Raw genomic sequence first — 2,912 nt, 5'->3', positions numbered from 1 at the left:
CCGCCCGGCTGCGCGGCCAGCCAGTCCCAGTGGCGGGGCAGCAACGTGACCTCGCGCGCGATCACGCCCAGTTTCGGCCGGCCGCGGGGCTTGGCGGCTGCGGGAGCCTGAGGAGGCTGAGGGGCCTGGTATCGGGTGAGGCGGTACAGCATGTCGGCGGTACTGCCGCGGAGATCGATGTCGAGAACGGTACCCGTGTCGTCCGCGAAAATCAGAAGGGGATCCTTGGCCGTTTCGGCCAAGGAGTTCAACGCCAGGGCGACGTCCGCCAGGGATCCGGACGCGATTTTTCGCGCGCCCGCGAATCCGGTGCAGGGAATGGCCAATGTGTTGGCCGGAGTATCTGAAGACATTTCACCTGGGTATATTGATTCTCTCATCCCGTCAATATATCCGGGTATAAATTTGACGCGCCCCAACACGCGCCATGAAGGATATGGACGGCATGGACCGGATGAAACGACGCGAATCCGCGCGGGAGTATAAGGAACGCAAGGTGGTCGCAGGCATTTACGCGATGCGGTGCCGGCCGACGAATCAGGTGTGGGTCGGCGACGCGCCCGATCTGTCGACGATCGAGAACAGGATCAGGTTCACGTTGCGGCTGGGGACCAATCCCTGCACGTCGCTGCAGCAAGCCTGGGATGTTCATGGAACGGACGGGCTGCTTTTCGAGATTATCGAGGCCGTGGCGCCGGACGCGGTGCAGCATCTCCGGAATGGCGATCTGAAGCGCCGGCTTGAGCATTGGGTACGCGTGTTGGAGGCGACGCGGATGTGAACAGGCGCATGTCTTTCGGCATGGCCGTTCCGGCGCACGGGGTTCAGCGCGCCGGCGAGGTCATCGCCAACTGGTCCCTGACGCTGGGGCGCGCCTGCATTCTTGCGTACCAGGCCTGAAGCGCCGTGCATTCCGCGGGAATCGGCAGGTCCACGAGTGCTGCGAATATCAGGCCGCCTATGATCGTGATGTCGGCCATCGAGAAGGCTTCCCCCGCGGCGAAGGGCTGTTTTCCGAGAACGGCATCGAAGTAATGCATCCCTCTGATGGCCTTGTCGCGCTGGCGGAGTCCCCATTCGGGGTTCTGATAGATCTCGACGGCGGGTCCGAGCCCCGGTGTCGCATGGTGGAAATAGACACTGACGGCGTCGAGCAATTCGATTTCGGCGCGTTTGCTCATCATGTGGATCACGCCCTTTTCGCGCGGCGTCCTGCCCGTCAGGACGGGAGGCCCCGCGAGCGTGTCGAGATATTCGGTGATGGCGGTGCATTCGGCGATGAACGTCCCATCGTCGAGTTCGAGCACCGGCAGCGTGCCCGAGTAGTTCTTTGCGCGGAAATCGGCCGTCTTGTGCTCGCCTTTCCAGAGATCGACCGTCACGAACCGGACGTGCGATCGCAGGTTCTTTTCGGCCAGGGCGATCCGGACGCGCGCCGGATAGGGGCCGGTGGGCCAGTCGTAAATCGTCATCGGTGCGACCGCGCCGGCATCGGGCCCGGCGGTGCCGGGATTCAGATCGGGATTCAGATTCGTGTTCTTCACATTCATCTTCGGAAACCTATCTGTCACTTGGTAGGTGACCGTAGGGCTTCAGATTTTCGTCGTCAACGGCTATCTGTCACTTGGTAGAGAGAGGTGAGGCCATGAGCGGGGCAGCGGGCGAGAGAATGCGTGCGGGTTCCAGGGAGAGCATCCTGGCGGCGGCCAGGCGCGCCGCGCAGGCGCATGGCTATGGCGGCCTGAATTTCCGCGATCTTGCGGAGGATGTCGGCATCAAGGCCGCGAGCGTCTATTATCACTTTCCCAGCAAGGCCGATCTCGGCGCGGCGGTCGCGCGACGCTATCGGGAGGATACCGCGGCCGCGCTGGAGGCCATGTGGGCGGAAACTGCCGACCCGGTTCTGTGCCTGCACCGGTATCCGGACCTGTTCCGCAGGTCGCTGGAGAACGGTAACCGGCTGTGTCTCGGCAGTTTCATGAGCGCGGAGTACGACGACCTGCCGGAGGCGGTACGGCGCGAGGTCCAGGCTTTTGCCGACGCCAACGTGGCCTGGCTGAGCCGGGTCATCGCCGCGGCACATGGCGCCGCCCCGGAGGAGTGCGCACAGCGGGCGCGCGCCGTCTTCTCCGCCGTTGCCGGTGCCCAGCTCATGGCGCGGAGTCGTTCGGACATCGCGCTGTTCGATGACATCATCGAGAGCTATCGCAAGACGGGTCTTCTGGGACAGATCGGATGAAATCGACGAAGGCGCGCAGTGGCGCGGGAAGATGCCGGCGGCCGGGATAATAGAGAAAGGGGCCGCTGAATTCCTGCCACCAGGGCTGGAGCACCGGCACCAGGGCGCCGCTGTCCAGGTGGGGGCGCAGCCAGTCTTCGAAAAGATGGATGATGCCCAGGCCCTGGACGGCGGCGGAGACGGCGAGGTCCACCGCGGCGCCCAGGCGGACCAGCAAGGGGCCGGCGGGGTCGATGCGCACGATCTGTCCGTCGCGTTCGAATTCCCAGGCCGGGATGGCGCCGCTGGCGAACTGCCCGCGCAGGCAGGCATGTGCGAGGAGGTCGCGCGGGTGCTCCGGCCGGCCCCGGGCGGCGAGATAGGCCGGTGACGCGGCGGTCGCGGCGCGTTGCGTGCGCGGACCGATGGGGATTGCGATCATGTCCTGTTCCAGCCGCTCGTCATAGCGGATGCCGGCGTCGCAACCGGCCGCCAGGACGTCGACGAACCTGTCCTCGACGATGACCTCCAGCCTGATGTCGGGATAGCGTTTCAGGAAGGGCGTGGCGATGGACGGCAGGACCAGGCGCGCGACGCTGGCGGGCACGTTGAGCCGGAGCGTGCCGGCCGGCCGGTCGCGGAAAATATTGACGACGTCCAGCGCCGCCTCGACCTCGCCCAGCGCGGGGGCGAG

General features: G+C 65.4%; 5 protein-coding genes. 2 read left to right on the top strand and 3 right to left on the bottom strand.

All coding sequences use genetic code 11. The features are described from left to right. Positions 1-326, bottom strand: a 326-nt coding sequence (locus tag HUK84_RS14085) for a DUF2239 family protein (RefSeq protein WP_246285692.1), incomplete at its 3' end; no start/stop codon positions are given. Positions 327-445: 119 nt separating this feature from the next. On the opposite strand from HUK84_RS14085, the gene HUK84_RS14080 reads away from it, so the two are divergent. Continuing rightward, positions 446-781: a GIY-YIG nuclease family protein gene (locus tag HUK84_RS14080; protein WP_176640852.1), complete on the top strand. Its 336-nt coding sequence runs from the start codon at positions 446-448 to the stop codon at positions 779-781. Between the two features lie 43 nt (positions 782-824). On the opposite strand, the gene HUK84_RS14075 is transcribed toward HUK84_RS14080, so the two are convergent. After that, entirely contained in the window at positions 825-1,472 is a 648-nt protein-coding gene (locus HUK84_RS14075; protein WP_176640854.1) for a glutathione S-transferase, read from the bottom strand. Positions 1,473-1,645: 173 nt separating this feature from the next. Between HUK84_RS14075 and HUK84_RS14070 the strand changes: the two genes are divergently transcribed. Then, entirely contained in the window at positions 1,646-2,239 is a 594-nt protein-coding gene (locus HUK84_RS14070; protein ID WP_246285691.1) for a TetR/AcrR family transcriptional regulator, read from the top strand. Here HUK84_RS14070 and HUK84_RS14065 read toward each other — a convergent pair. Continuing rightward, positions 2,193-2,912: LysR substrate-binding domain-containing protein (locus HUK84_RS14065; protein WP_176640850.1), on the bottom strand; the 720-nt coding region annotated here is incomplete at its 5' end. The genes HUK84_RS14070 and HUK84_RS14065 overlap by 47 nt on opposite strands.

The organism is Nguyenibacter vanlangensis (assembly GCF_013376155.1).
Lineage (GTDB): Bacteria > Pseudomonadota > Alphaproteobacteria > Acetobacterales > Acetobacteraceae > Gluconacetobacter > Gluconacetobacter vanlangensis.
This window is presented reverse-complemented; position numbering and strand designations above follow the sequence as displayed.

Excerpts from the sequence above, each read along its gene's own strand:
- HUK84_RS14070 (WP_246285691.1), top strand. The coding sequence starts at position 1,646 with ATGAGCGGGGCAGCGGGCGAGAGAATGCGTGCGGGTTCCAGGGAGAGC.
- HUK84_RS14080 (WP_176640852.1), top strand. The coding sequence starts at position 446 with ATGGACCGGATGAAACGACGCGAATCCGCGCGGGAGTATAAGGAACGC.
- HUK84_RS14075 (WP_176640854.1), bottom strand. The coding sequence starts at position 1,472 with ATGACGATTTACGACTGGCCCACCGGCCCCTATCCGGCGCGCGTCCGG.